Annotated in this window: 19 protein-coding genes and 1 CRISPR repeat array; of the genes, 2 read left to right on the top strand and 17 right to left on the bottom strand. The window is 36.1% G+C overall.

From position 1 onward, the window contains the following. Positions 1-262 precede the first annotated feature (262 nt). A CRISPR array of direct repeats spans positions 263-962; the repeat unit is 29 nt; unit sequence GGAATCATCCCCATATACATGGGGAGTAC. A gap of 267 nt (positions 963-1,229) precedes the next feature. From purD to FD33_RS11540, 13 genes are all read right to left on the bottom strand, one after another. Beyond that, on the bottom strand, positions 1,230-2,486 hold the full coding sequence (gene purD, locus FD33_RS11600) for a phosphoribosylamine--glycine ligase (RefSeq protein ID WP_025085666.1): 1,257 nt from the start codon (positions 2,484-2,486) through the stop codon (positions 1,230-1,232). A gap of 12 nt (positions 2,487-2,498) precedes the next feature. Continuing rightward, positions 2,499-4,040, bottom strand: coding sequence for a bifunctional phosphoribosylaminoimidazolecarboxamide formyltransferase/IMP cyclohydrolase (gene purH / locus FD33_RS11595; RefSeq protein WP_025085667.1), 1,542 nt, complete (start codon positions 4,038-4,040; stop codon positions 2,499-2,501). After that, positions 4,040-4,621, bottom strand: coding sequence for a phosphoribosylglycinamide formyltransferase (purN, locus tag FD33_RS11590; RefSeq protein WP_025085668.1), 582 nt, complete (start codon positions 4,619-4,621; stop codon positions 4,040-4,042). The genes purH and purN overlap by 1 nt, the downstream gene beginning before the upstream one ends. Continuing rightward, positions 4,618-5,637 (bottom strand): phosphoribosylformylglycinamidine cyclo-ligase, encoded by a 1,020-nt coding sequence (purM, locus tag FD33_RS11585; RefSeq protein WP_025085669.1) that lies wholly within the window; start codon positions 5,635-5,637, stop codon positions 4,618-4,620. The genes purN and purM overlap by 4 nt, the downstream gene beginning before the upstream one ends. Before the next feature lie 10 nt (positions 5,638-5,647). After that, complete coding sequence (gene purF / locus FD33_RS11580; protein WP_025085670.1) at positions 5,648-7,054, bottom strand: amidophosphoribosyltransferase; 1,407 nt, start codon at positions 7,052-7,054, stop codon at positions 5,648-5,650. After that, positions 7,039-9,249, bottom strand: a complete 2,211-nt coding sequence (purL, locus tag FD33_RS11575; RefSeq protein WP_025085671.1) for a phosphoribosylformylglycinamidine synthase subunit PurL — start codon at positions 9,247-9,249, stop codon at positions 7,039-7,041. The genes purF and purL overlap by 16 nt, the downstream gene beginning before the upstream one ends. Beyond that, entirely contained in the window at positions 9,249-9,920 is a 672-nt protein-coding gene (gene purQ, locus FD33_RS11570; protein WP_025085672.1) for a phosphoribosylformylglycinamidine synthase subunit PurQ, read from the bottom strand. Before purQ ends, purL begins: the two co-directional genes overlap by 1 nt. Further along, complete coding sequence (gene purS, locus FD33_RS11565; RefSeq protein ID WP_025085673.1) at positions 9,921-10,169, bottom strand: phosphoribosylformylglycinamidine synthase subunit PurS; 249 nt, start codon at positions 10,167-10,169, stop codon at positions 9,921-9,923. It abuts the gene before it with no gap. Positions 10,170-10,175: 6 nt separating this feature from the next. Next, the gene (gene purC / locus FD33_RS11560) at positions 10,176-10,883 is read right to left on the bottom strand and encodes a phosphoribosylaminoimidazolesuccinocarboxamide synthase (RefSeq protein ID WP_025085674.1); all 708 of its coding nucleotides are present in this window, start codon (positions 10,881-10,883) and stop codon (positions 10,176-10,178) included. A 3-nt stretch (positions 10,884-10,886) separates the two neighbouring features. Continuing rightward, entirely contained in the window at positions 10,887-12,017 is a 1,131-nt protein-coding gene (gene purK, locus FD33_RS11555) for a 5-(carboxyamino)imidazole ribonucleotide synthase (RefSeq protein ID WP_025085675.1), read from the bottom strand. Further along, positions 12,010-12,495 carry a 5-(carboxyamino)imidazole ribonucleotide mutase gene (gene purE / locus FD33_RS11550; protein WP_025085676.1) on the bottom strand — a complete coding sequence of 162 codons (486 nt, stop codon included), beginning with the start codon at positions 12,493-12,495 and terminating at the stop codon, positions 12,010-12,012. Before purE ends, purK begins: the two co-directional genes overlap by 8 nt. Before the next feature lie 240 nt (positions 12,496-12,735). Next, positions 12,736-12,954, bottom strand: coding sequence for a YneF family protein (locus FD33_RS11545; protein WP_025085677.1), 219 nt, complete (start codon positions 12,952-12,954; stop codon positions 12,736-12,738). 62 nt (positions 12,955-13,016) lie between these two features. After that, a complete protein-coding gene (locus FD33_RS11540) occupies positions 13,017-13,259 on the bottom strand; it encodes a DUF896 domain-containing protein (protein WP_025085678.1) in 243 nt (80 codons plus the stop codon). A 94-nt stretch (positions 13,260-13,353) separates the two neighbouring features. On the opposite strand from FD33_RS11540, the gene lexA reads away from it, so the two are divergent. After that, complete coding sequence (lexA, locus tag FD33_RS11535) at positions 13,354-13,977, top strand: transcriptional repressor LexA (protein WP_025085679.1); 624 nt, start codon at positions 13,354-13,356, stop codon at positions 13,975-13,977. An 83-nt stretch (positions 13,978-14,060) separates the two neighbouring features. Next, positions 14,061-14,681: a histidine phosphatase family protein gene (locus FD33_RS11530; RefSeq protein WP_025085680.1), complete on the top strand. Its 621-nt coding sequence runs from the start codon at positions 14,061-14,063 to the stop codon at positions 14,679-14,681. A gap of 87 nt (positions 14,682-14,768) precedes the next feature. On the opposite strand, the gene rplS is transcribed toward FD33_RS11530, so the two are convergent. The 4 genes from rplS to rpsP form a co-directional block, all read right to left on the bottom strand. Next, on the bottom strand, positions 14,769-15,122 hold the full coding sequence (rplS, locus tag FD33_RS11525; protein ID WP_025085681.1) for a 50S ribosomal protein L19: 354 nt from the start codon (positions 15,120-15,122) through the stop codon (positions 14,769-14,771). Positions 15,123-15,235: 113 nt separating this feature from the next. Further along, positions 15,236-15,964: a tRNA (guanosine(37)-N1)-methyltransferase TrmD gene (gene trmD, locus FD33_RS11520; protein WP_025085682.1), complete on the bottom strand. Its 729-nt coding sequence runs from the start codon at positions 15,962-15,964 to the stop codon at positions 15,236-15,238. After that, positions 15,964-16,479 (bottom strand): ribosome maturation factor RimM, encoded by a 516-nt coding sequence (rimM, locus tag FD33_RS11515; protein WP_025085683.1) that lies wholly within the window; start codon positions 16,477-16,479, stop codon positions 15,964-15,966. Before rimM ends, trmD begins: the two co-directional genes overlap by 1 nt. A gap of 66 nt (positions 16,480-16,545) precedes the next feature. Further along, positions 16,546-16,818 carry a 30S ribosomal protein S16 gene (rpsP, locus tag FD33_RS11510; protein ID WP_010019451.1) on the bottom strand — a complete coding sequence of 91 codons (273 nt, stop codon included), beginning with the start codon at positions 16,816-16,818 and terminating at the stop codon, positions 16,546-16,548. Positions 16,819-16,975 lie beyond the last annotated feature (157 nt).

Genomic DNA, 16,975 nt, shown 5'->3' with positions numbered 1-16,975 from the left:
TATCTTTCAAATTTATCTACGCAAACGGCAATGTAATCGTTATCTTTATTATGCCACTATTAATATAGTTAGACTTGTAAGAAATGAAAATTTACTTTCTAATATCTAACCTCATTACAAATTAGCTCATGACTAAATCTATTTACGGTACAATTTCACTTCTGAAAAAATTATGATAAAAAAAGAGCTCTTGGCTCTAATTAAAACCATCCCATGTATATGGGGAACACTTATACTTAGGCCGTGGATGCTTGGCCGAACCAGAATCATCCCCATATACATGGGGAGTACGCGTAACAGGTGTGGAGGAATTGCTTCACAACGGAATCATCCCCATATACATGGGGAGTACGAAGGACCACCTATTTAAACCAAGGTCCACACAGAATCATCCCCATATACATGGGGAGTACTCGGGTTCCCAATCGCCTAACCGTTCGTCATTAGAATCATCCCCATATACATGGGGAGTACTTTCACTAATTTATAAACATGTTCATGCTTGTAGAATCATCCCCATATACATGGGGAGTACGAAGGACCACCTATTTAAACCAAGGTCCACACAGAATCATCCCCATATACATGGGGAGTACTTATAAAGGGGATGAAAGTATTGAACGAGTTTGGAATCATCCCCATATACATGGGGAGTACATTACAACGTTGTGAATGGTAACTGCGACTTAGGAATCATCCCCATATACATGGGGAGTACCCATGATGAAAAAACAAATACAAGCTGGACACGGAATCATCCCCATATACATGGGGAGTACAATAATGAAGTAGATGATATCCAAGCACAAAAGGAATCATCCCCATATACATGGGGAGTACCTTCCGTACTAACAGGAGTATCCTCGGCTAATGGAATCATCCCCATATACATGGGGAGTACAAATGACAAAAATAGCGAATATTAACCTTGACAGAATCATCCCCATATACATGGGGAGTACACTAAGAAAAGACCGTTAGATCAACATTTTAAAATTAGAAAACCACTTATTTTTATTAACTTGTCCAATAAGATTACCAATTTCTTAAAGAATAACTTTCTTTTTCGTTCTATGCAACGCTATTTTCAATAGTTTCAATGACCAATAAAAAATACTCTAAATATCTATGTCTATAAATTTTTCAAAAACTCAAAATTCTAAGATATCGATTCAAATAAAAAGGTAGAAGTAATATTTCAAACGAAATCTTACTTCTACCTTTTTGAACTAAATGGAGTTCTTACCAATATCTCGTCGATAAAAAATATTTGTTTGATCCATTTTTTCAAGTTCTTGATAAACTTTTGTTTGAGCATCCTCAACCGTTTCAGCCTGTGCTTGTATCAAGTATAAACGACCACCGTGGCTGTATAATTGCTGCTGCTCTCGTCTCACACTTGCGTAGTTGATCATCAATGAACACTTTTTGAAAGTATCCCTATCCCCTAAGGAACCAAATACAGGTTTTATAGGATACCCTTTGCTGACAGCAAAAACTCCCAGATTTAGGCCACCTATTTGCCAATCAATTTTTTTTATTTTTTTATGACACAAAATTTGCTCAATAATTTCTGACAAATCGGACTGTAATCTTGGCAAAACCACTTCCGTTTCAGGATCACCAAATCGAGCATTGAATTCGATGACTTTAATACCCTTCTTTGTCAAAATCAAGCCGGCATAAAGAATTCCAGTATACTTGATACCCTGATCATAAAGTTCTGTAACAAATGGTTTCAAAACATTTTCTATTGCTTCTTGCTCAATATTTTTAGAAATATTTGCGACAGGACAAACAGCTCCCATGCCACCTGTATTAGGTCCCAAATCACCATCAAGAATTTTCTTATAATCTTGTGCTAATGGCATTGGATAAAAACGTTTATGATCAACAAAAACCATTAGTGAGAATTCCTCACCTTCAAGGTATTCTTCAATTACAACCCTTCTAGTATTAAATTTATGTTCAGCTAATAAATCAGTTACTACTTCGGCTGCCGCAACTAAATCAGGAGCAATGAAGACCCCCTTTCCAGCAGCTAGTCCGTCAGCTTTTATTACAATTGGAAAATCGGAAACTATCTTTAAATAATTTAGAGCATCTTCTAATTTTGTAAATTCCTGATATTGAGCAGTTGGAATACCAGCATCTGCCATTAATCTCTTAGTGAAGGTCTTAGAACCTTCTACCTGAGCCGCTTGCTGATTTGGTCCAAAGATTTTCAAATTTTGTCGTTTAAAGAAATCCACGATTCCGTTGACTAATGGTTCTTCTGGACCCACGACTGTATAGTCAATGGAATTTGTTTGAGCAAAATTTGCCATTCTTTCAAAATCATTTTCTTCTATTGAAATAGTTTTGATTCCTGACAATTTCATCCCATCATTACCAGGAGCACAGAAAACAACATTTTGAGAATTTTTTTGAAGTGCCTGACAAATGGCATCTTCCCTTGCACCGGAACCGACAACAAGTATTTTCATTGATAAACCTCTCTAGTGTTTGAAGTGTCTTCTACCAGTGAAGACCATAGCGATACCATATTTATCAGCCATATCGATTGAATCTTGATCCTTAATTGAGCCACCAGGTTGCACAATGGCTGTAATGCCGTGTTCAGCAGCGTAATTTACACAGTCATCCATTGGGAAAAAGGCATCAGAGGCCATAATCAATGGTTTATGTTCTTCAGCTTGTTCCTCTTGTTCAATAGCAATCTTTACAGAGCCAATACGATTCATTTGACCTGCACCAATTCCTAAAGTTTTATCAGTTGTAGAAATAACAATCGCATTACTCTTAACGTGCTTAACAACTTGTTGACCAAATAGTAAAGCTTTCATTTCTTCAGTAGTTGGAGCCTTCTTAGTAACAACTTGGAATTCATCTAAATTATCAACTGTCGTATCTCTTTCTTGAACTAAAAGTCCACCCATAACGGAAACATATTCGTATTTATCAGCAGTTTGAGACTTAGTGAAGTCTAAAGTCATTAAACGAATATTTTTCTTAGATTCTAGAATTTCCAAAGCTTCAGGTGTAAAGCTTGGAGCAATAACAATTTCCAAGAAGATCTTATGCATTTCTTCAGCGATTTCTTTAGTTACTTCACGGTTAACTGCAACGATTCCACCAAAAATTGACATTGTATCAGCCGTGTAAGCTTTACGCCAAGCCTGATAAATTGATTCATCATCTACACCAACACCACAAGGATTCATGTGTTTCAAAGCAGCTACACAAGGCTTATCAAAATCAGCCACAATTCTCAAGGCGGCATCAGCATCTTTTATATTATTGAAGGAAAGCTCTTTACCATGTAACTGTTTTGCTGAAGCAATTGAATATTCACTAGGCATAGCACTTTGATAAAAGGCCGCTTTTTGATGTGAATTTTCACCATATCTCAATTCCTGATGAAAATCGTAACCCAATACTTCTACATCAGGGAATTCTTCACCATTAAGATCAGATAAATAATGAGCAATAATACTGTCATATTCAGCTGTGTGTCTAAATGCTTTAGCAGCTAAACTTTGTCTTAAAGCTAAATCGTTTTCATTATTTTTAATACTTGCTAGAACTTTTTCATAATCATTAGTATCAATAACAACGTAAACACTCTTGAAATTCTTCGAAGCTGAACGAATCATTGATGGACCACCAATATCAATTTGCTCAATAGCTTGGGCTGGTGTAACACCATCTTTAGAAATTGTTTCCTTGAATGGATAAAGATTGACACAAACTAAATCAATCGTTTGAATATTCAACTTTTCCAAGGTCTTCATGTGTTCAGGATTATCACGTTTAGCTAATAACCCCGCATGAACCATCGGATGAAGTGTCTTCACACGACCATCAAGAATTTCAGGAAACTTAGTTACTTCGTCAATTTCAGTAACTTTTACGCCATTCTCTTGTAACTTCTTATATGTACCACCAGTAGAAATAATTTCAAAATTATTTTCAATTAATCCTTTAGCAAACTCAACTACTCCAGTTTTGTCAGAAACACTAATCAAAGCTCTCTTCATTATTTACTTACCCCATTATTTTTTATTAATAAATCTCGCACTACTGTACGGTACATTTGATGCTCAGTCTGATGAATTCGACTTTCTAAACTAGCTTCAGTATCATTTCTTAAACGTACAACCTTCATTTGCTTAATGATCGGACCGGTATCGACCCCTTCATCAATGTAATGAATCGTTACACCTGTTACAGGTTCATTGGCTACATAAGCACGTTCAATTGCTTCTAAGCCAGAATATTTTGGTAATAACGATGGATGAATATTGATAATACGATTAGGGTATGCACCCAATAGGGTTGGCGTAACCACACGCATATACCCCGCCAAAAGGATATATTCAATTTTTAACGGCGTTAACTTATCAATAATCGCTTGTTCATATTCACTACGATTAGCATAATCAGCCAACTGATTTACAAATACAGGAACATGATATTTCTCGGCCCGTTTAATTACATGAGCGTTGGGCTGATCACAAACTAACAATTCAATTTCTAATCCCAAATTTCTTAATTCATCTGATCCAGCAATGGCTTCAAAATTGCTTCCATTACCTGAGGCAAAGATGGCTACTTTCATAGCTTATCTCCTTTCAAAACCAGACTAGCTGAATCTTTTTTTACAACTTCACCGATTGTATAGGCTAATGTTTCATGCTGATTTAATTGCTCTAAAACCTCTAACTCGTTATTAGGATCAACTGCGAGTATCATCCCCAGACCCATATTAAAAATATGATACATATCGATGGTTTCTAATTTTCCATACTTTTGTAGGGCATGAAAAATTGGTAATTCCGGCCAGATATCGACGTTGATTTCAGCAGCTAATTCTTTCGGTAACATTCGGGGAACATTTTCGAAGAATCCTCCACCAGTAATATGAGCAGCACCATTGATAAATCTTTGAGCTAATAAAGGAACTAATTCATGAGAATATATTTTAGTTGGCGTTAGTAAGACTTCACCCAATGATTGTTCTGTAAATTCAGGCAAATTAGTATTCAAATCAAAATCATTTTCTTGGAAGAAAATCTTTCTAACCAATGAGTAACCATTAGAATGAATCCCACTCGAGGTGATACCAATTAAAACGTCACCTTCTTTGACGTTCTCTTTATGTAGAAGTTCATCTTTTTCACAAATACCAACCGCAAATCCTGCAATGTCATAATCACTATCATCATATACACCAGGCATTTCAGCAGTTTCACCACCAATTAAGGCTGCATCAGCCATTTGACAGCCAGCAATAACACCGTTCAGAATTTCTTCAACTTTTTGATCAACTTTGCCAGTAGAAATATAATCCAAGAAATATTGTGGAATAGCTCCCTGTGCCAAGATATCATTAACGCACATGGCAACACAATCAATTCCAATCGTATCCCACTTTTTAAATTCATTTGTCAGTAAAAGTTTAGTTCCTACACCGTCATCACTTGAAACCAAAACTGGCTGCTTAAAACCGGCCGGAATTTCGTAGATGCCACCGAAATTACCAATACTCTTACTCTTTGTCTTTTGTTTTACAAATTGAGAAATCTTATAACCAGACTCCACGTTCACACCAGCATCTTGATAGGGATTTGACATAAAATTCTCCTTATTTTTTGGATTCGTAATCATATAAATAGGTCGGATAATCGCCATTGAAATATGACATATCCAAACCTGAATATGGCGCATCTGCATTCATTCCAATAGCATCGATCAATCCATCTTCACTCAAGAAACGTAATGAGTCAGAACCAAAAATTTGATTCATTTCTTCAATACTCTTATGAGCCGCAATCAATTCACTTTTTTCTTGAATATCGATTCCGTAGAAACATGGATGCATAAATCTTGGTGATGCAATTCGTAAATGAACTTCGGTCGCACCGGCATCTCTTAACAACTGCACAATATAGGCACAAGTCGTTCCACGAACAATCGAATCATCAACTAAAATGACACGTCGACCTTTAACTACACCCTTAACGGCGGCCAGTTTTTGACGAACACTCTTCTCACGTAATTCCTGTGTGGGTTGAATAAATTCTCGACCCATATATTGATTCTTGATCAAGCCCATTTCATAAGGTAGACCACTAGCTTCAGCGTAACCACTAGCAGCCGATAAAGATGAATTAGGAACACCAACCACGATATCGCCTGGCGCAGGATACTCTTGAGCCAAGTTAGCTCCCATACGTTTTCTGGCTGAGTGAACATTAATACCAAGAATATCGGAATCAGGACGAGCAAAATAGACAAATTCCATTGAACAGATTGCTAATTGTGTCTTAGTTGTCCAATGATCAATCTTCATTCCTTCATCAGAGATCGTAATCAATTCACCTGGTTGTACATCACGAACGAAGGTTGCTCCAACCGCATCTAAAGCACAAGTTTCACTGGCGACTACGTATCCACCATTTTCCAATTTTCCAATCGATAGCGGACGGAAACTATGAGAATCTAAAGCTAATATCAAAGCATCTTTAGTTAAAAGCAGATAAGCGAATCCACCTTGAATCTTGTTCAACGCTTCAATGATGCGATCACGGAATGTCTCTTGAGTTGACTGTTTAATTAAATGCACTAAAACTTCTGAATCAGAACTAGATTTGAAAATATGACCCTGACGTTCTAATTCCTTTTTCAAAGTAATCGCATTAGTTAAATTACCATTGTGGGCTAACGCTAATTGACTGTCAGTGAAATCAAAAAGCAGTGGTTGAACATTCTCAATCTTATTCTCACCAGCAGTAGAATATCGCACATGTCCGATGGCAGAATCACCAACTAAATTATTCAAGTACTCAGGTTTTGAAAAAACTTGTGTCAACAATCCTAAATTACGATAAGTACGCAACTTTTTACCATCATTGGCGACAATTCCTGCACCTTCTTGACCACGATGTTGCAGGCTGTGAAGTCCCAAATAGGTTAAATAATTAGCATTCTTAGCTCCCCAAACACCAAAAACACCACATTCTTCGTTTAAACTCTTTACTTCATCAAGCACGCAATCGCCTCTTTCCAGTTATTCGATGCTTCTTTACCATTGATTGAAACTGTTTCATCCTTAGTTGTGACCTTAAAAGTAGAATCCTCTGTAACTTGACCTAAATATTGGAAATCTCGTAAAACTAGATTTTCAAAATTAGTTTTATCTTCCGGCTTAACAGTCACTAAGAAACGTGATTGTGTTTCTGAAAACATTTGAGCAGAAGTTAAATCAGTTTCAATTTCAAAGCCTAATTGTTTATCAAAAGCTGATTCTGACAAAGCTACTGCCAAACCGCCTTCACTCAAATCATGACAACTGGCAACTAATCCCTGATTAATAGCTTGACGAATTAAATCTTGATGAAGTCTTTCTTCGTTCAGATCCAATGGTCGTAAACCACCTTTGATAGAACCAGTTTGTTGCAATTGAATCTCGGAACCATTGAAATCGTTAAATGTATTACCTAATAAATAGATCAAGTCGCCGGCTTCTTTAAAGGCGATTGTAGTAACCTTTTTCACGTCGTCGATTAACCCAACCATTCCAATCATAGGACTAGGATAAATAGCCTCATCGTTGTATTCGTTATAGAGTGACACATTACCGGAAATTACCGGTGTATTGATTTTTTCACACGCACTAGCAATTCCCTCTACACTCTTATCTAACTCCCAAAAAACTTCAGGGTTTTCAGGATTACCATAATTCAAACAGTCGGTTACACCTATTGGTTCTGCACCACTTGCGACAATATTACGTGCAGCTTCCATAACTGTGATTTGTCCACCAACGTATGGATCTAAATAAACATATTTAGAATTACTATCATTAGTCATTGCAATAGCCTTTTTCGTGCCTCGAATACGAGTTACACCGGCATCACTACCAGGTTGTACCAATGTATCAGCTTTGACTTGCGAATCATAAGTTTGATAAAAATGCTTTTTACTAGCAATATTGGGTTGCTTCAAAAGAGCTTGCCAAGTATCTATCAGTGAATCAATTTTAGGTACAAAATGATAATCACGATCTTGAGCAATACGCTTTGGTTCAACCTCTGGACGGTCATACTCAGGTACATCTTCAGTCAAACTACGGACAGGAATATCAGTTACCAATTCATCACGATGATAAATTTTATATTGCTTGTCTCCAGTTACTTGACCGATTACAACAGCATCTAATTCAAAATTTTTGAAGAATGCTAAAACATTATCTTTAAACTGTGGCTTCACACAGAGAACCATTCGTTCCTGTGACTCGGACAACATCATTTCGTAAGCTGACATTTCTGTTTCACGTTGTGGAACATTGTCCAAGTTTAAAATCAAACCACTATCAGCTTTAGAAGCCATTTCTGCAGTGGATGATACTAATCCAGCAGCACCCATATCTTGAATTCCCAAAATCCAATTAGGATGTTTTTCAATGATTTCAACACAAGCATCCATCAACAATTTTTCAATAAAAGGATTACCAACTTGAACAGCTGAACGTTGTTTATTTTTAGTATCCGTAAATTCATCTGACGCAAAGGTCGCACCATGAATTCCATCACGGCCTGTTTTAGCACCAACGTAGACAATCAGATTACCTTTACCACTAGCTGTACCGTGTTTAAAATCAGTTTTGTTTAACAAGCCAACGCACATGGCATTAACCAAGGGATTATTCTCATAACAATTTTCGAAGGATATTTCGCCACCAACAGTTGGTAAACCAATACAATTCCCATAGCCACCAATACCTGCTACTACTTCGTTAACTAGATGTTTAGTTTGACCATCCTTTAATGGACCAAATTTCAAACTGTTTAACAATGCAAAAGGTTGGGCTCCCATTGAAAAAATATCTCTGATAATACCTCCAACACCAGTTGCGGCTCCTTGATAAGGTTCAACCGCTGAAGGATGATTGTGACTTTCGGCCTTGAAAACAACCGCCTGACCATCACCGATGTCCAAAATTCCGGCATCTTCACCTGGTCCAGCCAATACTCGATCACTCTTATTAGGCATCTTTCGTAAAACTTTTTTGGAATTCTTGTAAGAACAATGTTCGCTCCACATAACCGAATACAATCCAGTTTCTGTGTAATTAGGAAGGCGATGCAAAATTTTTTCACAAATCAATTTGTATTCTGAATCACTCAATCCCCATTGTTGATATAACTTTGAATCCTGAATTTGCTTAGCAGTAGGTTCAGTCATTAATTATTCACCCTTACTTGATTGATTATTGATTGAAATAGTTTAAGCCCATCGGAAGAACCCACGATATCTTCCAAAGCACGCTCCGGATGAGGCATCATTCCTAAAACATTTCCTTGACGATTCATTACACCAGCAATTTGATCAACACTTCCATTAATATTCTCGTCATAACGGAAAACAATTTGATCATTGGCCTTTAATTCTTCCAAAGTCTGTTCATCACAGTAATATCTACCTTCACCATGAGCAACCGGTATACGGATTTTTTCGTTTTCGGTGTATCGATTAGTAAAAATTGTTTGATTGTTCATCACTTGTAAAGTAACTGTCTCACAAATAAAACGACTCTTTTCATTTTGAATCAGTGCACCCGGCAATAAATGCAATTCCGTTAAAATTTGGAATCCATTACAGATACCTAAAACAAACTTACCTTCATTGGCAAAACGGACGATTTCACTAATAATTGGAGCATGAACAGCAATTGCACCACTTCTCAAATAGTCGCCATAAGAAAAGCCACCTGGAATTAAAACACCATCAAATCCTGCTAAGCTAGTTTTGCGATAATCAACTAGTTCTACCTCTTCCTTGATACCGTCTTTAATGGCATAGTACAGATCCATATCACAGTTAGATCCGGGAAAATTAACAACGGCAAACTTCATTTATTCAGCCTCCATGATCTCATAACGGTATGTTTCGATATTAGGATTGGTTAACAAATTGTCACAGATTGTATCGATATCTTTTTCCAAATCAGGATAATCTTCAAAATTCAATTCGAAGTATTTTCCCATATGGACACCAGAAACTTTGTCATAATCCATAGTCTGAATAGCTGATTTAATCGCCTCTCCTTGGGCATCTAAAACAGAGGGTTTGAGTGTCACATAAACTTTAACTAATTTCATCATTTACTCCTATCGTGTTGTCAATCTTTCTAAAACTGAGTGATACGTCTTAACTAAATCGCCTTCATGCTTACGAAAAACATCTTTATCCATCGAATGATGACTTGTCTTATCCCACAAACGACAGTTATCCGGTGAAAATTCATCTACTAAAATAATTTCATTATTAACTTTTCCAAACTCCAATTTGAAGTCAACTAAATCAAAATCACTTTGGGCAAAAAACGGAATTAATAGTTGATTGATTTCTAGTGTCATCTGCTTGATCCGAGCTATCTCCTCTTTATCCGCGATACGCAAAGCATGAATTTGCGACTCATTGATAAAAGGATCATCTAATGCATCGCTCTTGTAATAAAACTCAATAATTGGTTCTCTCAACTTCAAACCATCTTCAAGGTGGAATTTACGTACAAAACTACCTGAACCAATATTTCTCAAAACTACTTCTAATGGGAAAACTTCACTCTTTTGAACTAATTGTTCATGATCTGATAGATTTTCAATCAAATGAGTTTTTACGCCATTTTTAATCAAATAATCAAATACCAAAGTAGAAATACGGCAATTCAAAACACCTTTACCCGGTAACACTTCTTTTTTCTTGCCATTAAAGGCCGTTGCTTGATCTTTATAGACCATCAAAAGTTCATTTTCTTTGTCTGTTTTATAAATGTTCTTAGCTTTACCTTCATAAAGTAAATTATTTTCAGTCATGATTTACACATCCCAAATCGAATTTTTTTCAACAGAACTCTTTGTTTCTCGTAAATCGTCACTCAAAATTGTAATGTGACCCATTTTACGATTATTTTTACTTTCAGCTTTACCGTAATCATGAAAATGCCATTCAGTGTGTTCTGGTAAAACTTCCTTAGCTGGCTGTAAATGCTGTCCTAATAGATTGACCATAACTGCTGATTGTAGAAGTCGAACTTTTGGCATTGCCAGATTACAAACACCACGGATATGAGCATCAAATTGAGAAATATTGCACGATTCAATTGTTAAATGACCTGAATTATGCGGACGTGGAGCAATTTCATTAACAAAAACTTCATTTATCGTAGAAATGAAGAATTCAATACACATAGTACCGACTAATTCTAAATTTTGAGCTAACTTCTCACCAATTTGGTAAATCTCATTTTCGGTTTCTGTACTAATCTCTGCTGGACAACTACTTAGGTGCAGAATATTATGACGATGAATATTTTCAATAACGGGGAAAATAGAAGTTTGTTGAGAACTATTAGCCGCGACAACAACTGAGACTTCTTTTTTCAAGGCAATCTTTTTTTCAACGATACAAGTTCCATGCATCAATAATTCTTCAATATCGGCATAACAAACCTTTTCAGGATCTTCGATCAGAATCTGGCCTTTACCGTCATAGCCACCACGAGTAGTTTTTACAATTACTGGAGTTCCTAATTTCTCAACAGCACGATGATATTCAAAAATATTATTGATAACAACATGCGGAACTGTTGAAAAACCACTTTTTTCAATAAAATTCTTTTCAGAAACGCGATCTTGAGTAATTGTTAAAGCCTTAGTACCCTGAGGCACTTCTGTATATTTTTTCACCTCATTGATTGTTTCAGCATCGACGTTCTCAAATTCATAAGTCAAAACATCACAACGCTTGGCTAATTCAATCAATTGAGCTAAATCGTCATATGCAGCAACAATTTGATCGTCGGAAACTTGTGCTGCTGGACAATTTGGCGTGGGATCGAGAACAATAACTTTATAACCCATTTCCTTTGCTGAAAAAGACATCATTTGTCCGAGTTGACCCCCGCCGATAATTCCGATGGTTGCACCCGGTAAGATTGTTTTAGTCAAGATTTTTCCCACTTTCCAATGACTTATCATGCATGGCCTTGGTGTAACCATTCAGAGAAAGTTCATAATCTTGATTTTGTAAAGCACAGATCTTTGTCGCCATGATGGCAGCATTCTTAGCTCCAGCTTCACCAATAGAGACTGTTGCCACTGGAACACCAGCAGGCATTTGAACAATTGACAATAAAGAATCCATCCCTTTTAAATATCTAGATGGTACTGGAACACCGATAACTGGCAAGCTAGTTGATGAAGCAATCATTCCTGGTAAATGAGCGGCGCCTCCTGCACCTGCTATTATCACTTTAAAGTTATTAGAACGTGCCGTTTTTGCAAAATCCAGCATCTCTTGAGGAGTTCTATGTGCTGAGATCACTTTGACTTCATAACTGACCTGTAAGTCTTTCAAAACATCAACTGTGTTCTGCATAACTTGTAAATCCGAAATTGATCCCATAACTATCGCTACATCACTCATTGGTTTTCCACCTTTCTGTCTTTGGTAACCAAATTCTATCAAGATATGAAAATTCTTTCAATACAAAACACGTATTTAATTCAATTATTTTTAATTAATATTCGCATTTATCGTTTTAATTTAGATTTTTTTAGATATTATTAATATCATAGTTCGTAAATAAAGAGCAATTGATTTTTTAGACAAAAAAATAGACGATACACATATTAAAATATGCATATCGTCTATTAATTTAACTTACTACTTCTTTTTTTGTGATGCTTTCATAGTACTCATTAATTGGTTAAGTTTCTTTTGTGATGGTTTTTGTCCCATTTGAGCCATCATTTGCTTAATCATATCTGCGCTGATTGGTGGATTATCTTGGAAGTACTTCTTCATATACCATCTGGCAATAAAGAATCCACCAACTAAACCGATTAATAAGGCTATAATACCAACGATTATTGTTGTTCCCATTTATGTTTCACCCTTTCCATACATCTATTAATATTACAAAAAAATCACTCTAATTGAAAGTGTTAATCGTCACGTAAACCCTTTTTACGTTGAATCTCTCTAACTTTCTCCGGTGTGACCTCATTTCCTTGCTTATCAAACACACGTGTCATTTCAAGTTGGGATCTAAAACTGGCACGAAAATTCTTCAAATATTCTTTTCTAAGTTCGGCTTGTTGATCTTCTTCTTCTTTAGTAATAGTTCCATCTTTAGCCTTATGAGCTAATTTATTAATTTTTTTGAGCAATTCTTCTTGTTCGTTCATAATTTTAACTCTCCCCATTATATCGAACACTTGTTTGAACTTGTATTCATATTTTGATACAATCTAATTAAGATATTAACAATGAGGTGTTCTAATGTCAAAAGCTGAAGGCTCTAAACAGTCACAAATTCTACAATGTATTTATGATTATTTAGATGAACATGGATATCCGCCCACTGTCAGAGAAATCTGCGAAGCTGTAGACTTATCATCTACATCAACGGTACATGGTCATCTATCTCGTCTTGAAAAAAAAGGTTTTATTCAACGTGACCCTACTAAACCTAGGGCAATCGAACTTACTGGTGCAGGTTTAAATTCCATCGGTATCAAATCAAAACAAATTCCTATCCTCGGTACTGTTGCTGCTGGACAACCAATCACAGCTGAACGTAATCCCGATGGATATTTTCCAATTCCACCTGACTTAAATCGTGATTCTGGTGAATTATTCATGCTTGAAATTCACGGAGAAAGTATGATCAATTGTGGTATTTACGATGGTGACCACGTTATAGTACATGAACAAAATTTTGCCAATAATGGTGAAATTGTTATCGCTATGACTGAAGATATCGAAGCCACTTGCAAGAGATTCTATCAAGAAAATGGACATTACCGCCTACAACCTGAAAACGATACAATGGATCCAATTATCTTAGATAACGTAGAGATACTTGGTAAAGTTGTTGGATTATATCGTTCCCAAATTTTTTAAATCACTCTTTTGCGGAGTGATTTTTTTATTATCTGCAAAACTTCTTCTATAATAGATAATAATTTAACCACGAGGGAGAAATTATGACTGAATTCTATCTCATCCGTCATGGACAAACTAAAGCCAACGTGATGAAAATGAAACAAGGCAATATTAATACCGAAATGACTTACTTAAATGATCACGGTCAACAACAAGCCCAGACTCTGGCTCAGAATTTTGATATCAGCTTTGCAGATCGTATTATCTGTAGCCCTTTAAAGCGTGCTCAACAGACAGCTACAATTTTGAATAAACAGGCCAATTTACCAATCTCTTATGATAAAAGATTGGTGGAAATATCTTATGGACAATGGGACGGACAAAAAAATGCTGATTTAAAGAAAATTCATCCTGATGCCTACAATGAATATTGGAATGACGTTTTACCATTCTATACGAAGTATGCCACCGATGGAGAACGATTTGAAGACGTTGTTACACGGGTACACGGCTTTTTAGAAGATGCCCTGAATAAATACCCCAATGACAAACTTATCTGCGTTACACACGGTTTTACTGTTAAGGCCGCCGTGTTAGATGTTCTTAAACCCCAGGACATGATGAGTATCCCCGAGCCTCGAAATACTAGTGTTACTAAAATTGTTGCAACTCCAAAAGATCAAAAATTTTACTTGGAATATTTCAATCAGATTTTCAATTAAATATATAAAAAAATAAACCATCATTGAATTATAAAATTCAACGTGATGGTTTATTTTTTGAAGTTTAGTTGCATTAAAATGTATTAATTAGATGTCGCGACGACGTTCCTTAATACGAGCAGCCTTACCTGTACGAGCACGTAGGTAGTAAAGCTTGCTACGACGTACACGACCATGTCTGATAACTTCAATTTGTTCTACACGAGGTGTGTTCAATGGGAATGTTCTTTCAACACCAACACCATTACTCATCTTACGTACAGTGTATGTAGCACTGATACCTGAGCCATGTCTCTTGATTACGACACCTTCGAATAATTGAATACGTTCACGAGTACCTTCAACAACCTTAGCATGTACACGAATAGTGTCACCGCTACGGAAGTCAGGAATGTCAGAACGTAATTGTTCTTTTGTAATATCTTGAATTAATTCATTCATGAATAATTTCTCCCTAATTCGACACTCTTATATATCTCTGACATACAGCGGAATATCGTTAATATGTGTCCAAACACTCTTACAATGATACTTTATTTGGACGAACTTGTAAACTATATATTTTGACGAATTTTTCTGAGTAATTTCTTTTCTTCATCCGTCAGCTTTGCAGTTTCCAATAAATCTGGTCGACGTTCCAAAGTTTTTTTCAAGGCTTGTGTTAATCTCCAAAGACGAATCTTTTCATGATCACCACTTGTCAAAACATCTGGAACCTTCTTACCACGGAAATCAGCTGGTTTAGTATACTGTGGATACTCTAACAAGCCGTTCGAAAACGATTCTTCCTCAGCAGAAAACGAATTGCCTAAAACTCCAGGTACAAAACGTAATGTCGCATCAATCATACTCATAGTGGGTAATTCACCACCAGTCAAAATATAATCACCGATTGAAACTTCATCCGTAACTAGATCTTTAACTCGTTCATCAAAACCTTCATAGTGTCCACAAATAAAAACTAATTGATCTTCTTTAGCAAAGTCACGTGCCATTTTTGTATTGAAAGTTTTACCAGCTGGATCGAGTAGGACTACCCGTTTCCGACCTGGCTTTTTCGTTTCGACATAATCCATAGCATCGTAAATTGGTTGAGCTTGCAAAAGCATGCCTGCCCCACCACCATAGGTTGTATCGTCAACATGATGCTGTTTATTCGTTGTAAAATCACGAAAATCAACTACATCAATATTAACGAGTCCCCTTTCTTGAGCTTTACCAATCAAAGATTCATTTAGCGCCTGAAACATTCTTGGAAAAATGCTTAAAATTGTAATATCCATTAATCTATCAATCCATCCGGTATTTCGACTTCAACAATTTGCTTGTCGAGATCAACATTCTTAATAACATCTTCAATATAAGGCAATAAAACTTCCTTATATTTAGTCCCTTTTACAACCCAAACATCGTTTGGACCTAATTCCATGATCTCAGTAATCTTTCCAATTTCACCAAGGTTTTTATCCACTACTTGCAAACCAATGATTTGCTTATAAAGAAATTCACCCTCGTTTAATTCGGAAGTTAATTCACCACTAGCAAAAAGCTCTGATTTAACATACTTTTCAACATCGTTGATGTTGTCATATCCCTTTAGTTTCAAAAGAACAAAATTCTTATGTTTACGAGCTGACTCTACTGTGAATTCTTCACTAGAATTATTCTTTTTAAAGACTAACTTAGAACCTGCCTTGAAACGATCTTCTGGAAAATCTGTAATTGGAACGACTCTTAATTCACCTTTAATACCATGCGTATTGACGATAGTACCAACTCGATATAATTTTTCGGTCATTTTTCCTCCGTGATAAATAAATAGGACCCTGACAAAACATCGTTTTATCTGGCCCCATCAAAATAACTATTTTGTAAACTTGCTTTCATGGAACTTTTGCATAATACCATGTTGTTTCAACAAGTGACGAACTGTATCTGAAGGTTGTGCACCTTTGTTCAACCATTCAACGATCTTGTCGTCATCAAGTTTGATTTCTTCTGGTTGTGAGATTGGGTTGTAGTAACCAACTTGTTCAATAAAGCGGCCATCACGTGGTGAACGTGAATCTGCAACAACTAATCTATAAAATGGGCGTAATTTGCTACCCATACGTTTCATTCTAATTTTAACTGACATATGTTTGTTTCCTCCTAAATACTTAACTTTGTTAGTATACACAAAAAAAGAAGTGGTGTAAAGTTTTTTTCTTTACACCACTCTCTTTTTTTTATTTCTTATTTTGGTTCTATACTTTCTGGTATTGATGAATAATCAATACCAGTTTTTTAATCTC

The sequence above is a fragment of the Companilactobacillus paralimentarius DSM 13238 = JCM 10415 genome (genome assembly GCF_001434985.1).
GTDB classification, from domain to species: domain Bacteria; phylum Bacillota; class Bacilli; order Lactobacillales; family Lactobacillaceae; genus Companilactobacillus; species Companilactobacillus paralimentarius.
Note: the sequence above shows the minus strand (reverse complement) of the source record. Positions and strands in the feature narration are given on the sequence as shown.